Source organism: Candidatus Korarchaeota archaeon NZ13-K (assembly GCA_003344655.1).
Lineage (GTDB): Archaea > Korarchaeota > Korarchaeia > Korarchaeales > Korarchaeaceae > Korarchaeum.
In genome coordinates, this window is the sequence record MAIU01000141.1 from 1 (window position 1) to 1,550 (window position 1,550).

The 1,550-nt window shown below is 51.9% G+C and carries 2 protein-coding genes; both read right to left on the minus strand.

The window, feature by feature from the left end:
- Nucleotides 1-173 precede the first annotated feature (173 nt).
- A complete protein-coding gene (locus tag BA066_07905) occupies nt 174-524 on the minus strand; it encodes a hypothetical protein (GenBank protein ID RDD52769.1) in 351 nt (116 codons plus the stop codon).
- Between the two features lie 74 nt (nt 525-598).
- Complete coding sequence (locus tag BA066_07910) at nt 599-1,495, minus strand: hypothetical protein (protein ID RDD52770.1); 897 nt, start codon at nt 1,493-1,495, stop codon at nt 599-601.
- Nucleotides 1,496-1,550 lie beyond the last annotated feature (55 nt).

The following is a 1,550-nucleotide window of genomic DNA, read 5'->3' on the forward strand; positions in this document are numbered from 1 at the left end:
GACTCCACGAATATCAGCTGATACTCATCTGTTTTATATGCTCAGTATTATGGGGGGTTTTTCGGTGAGTTTATGTAAGTGTGCATATGAAAGTGTGCATATGGAAGTGAGCATATAAAGGAGTAGACTGACTCCGAAAGTTTCTGCCAGGCTATGACTCCGCAATGGTGCACCTATAGCAGTTTCGGGGTCTGATCACCGCTTCCGGCTGCAGAACTCTCCACAACTTCTACAGAGTCTCCGAACTCCTCCACGATTCTCAGAAGAGTGTCGAAGGGTATGAAAGCCTTCCTCCCATCTGAGCACTCCAGTACGTAGGCTCTCTGGGTAACTCTCCTAGCTCTGCACTTAGCGGCTGAATCCACGGGGTGCTTCTTCTGGTAACCATGCTCCGGGCTGCGGTAACCAGATGAATACTCCTCCAGGATCCTATCCAAAGCCTCCCTGAGGCTCCTCAGACCCCTCTCCTCAGCGAATCTCTTGATCAGTCTGTAGGCTTCCTCAGACACCTTCACAGCCCTCATATCCCGACACCTCTCTTCTGGTAACCATACAGCCCGATTCGGCGACCAGTTGAAGGGCTTTGAGTGCTCCTCTACTACTCTGCTACAGGTATGAACCTGTCTGAGAGTGCTCCGGGCTCTATCAGCGGTCTATCGAGGTCTGCAGATACCCCAGGCCTCTCCCCTGATCCTCCTCCGCTCCGCTCAGAGCCTCCGGATCTACGCTTCGGGGGTCCTACTGAGAGCTTCTCGAGAATAGCCCTGTAGACACTTAGAAGAGCCTCCCCCCTCTTAGAGATGTCCTGAACATCTCTGTAGACACTGAGGTCTGTGAGCCTCGAAACTATGAGGGCTACGAAGTCTAGGAAGCTCTTCACGGATCCCCTAACCTTGACGCCATCTCTCCCGCCTCCGAGACTCTCAATGAGCCTCCAAGCCCTGGACCCCAGGTATCTTATGAGATCCCTCCTAATGGTGTCTCCCAGGCTTCTGAACCTCAAATCCACGAGCCTTACCTTAGCGTTTACCCCAGACTCCTTGAAGCCCCCGTTTACAGCCCTCTTAGCCTCCTCTACCCCGGCTCTGAAACCCTCCCCAGCGAAGTATATGAATATGTGCTCCTCGAAGCCTCTATCCTCCTCTGTGAACTCCTCCACAGTCCTCCAAATGTATCTCCAAGACCTCTCGAATATGAACTTACTCACAGGCTTATTGAAGCTCCTGTAGGCTGCTACAATAACGACGCTAGGTGTTTGACCGACCCTGGTCTCAGGTATGTAGAACTTGAATAGGATCAGATTCTCCTCCCCAGTCCTCCTAGACCTGTAGACCTCTACCCTGGGCTTAGGTGTGTAGCTGCTTGAAGGCTTAGAGTAGTCGAAGTAGTTGGCTGCAGCCCTTATACCTTCGAAGATTGATCTAACAGCCTCAGAGAATCCATCTAGTCCTCCACTTGTCGATAGGGTTTTATACCTCTCGGAGGCACTAACCATATTGACCCCCCCGAAACCCCTGAACCAGACATGATGTGAAACCCCCTTTCTCCCC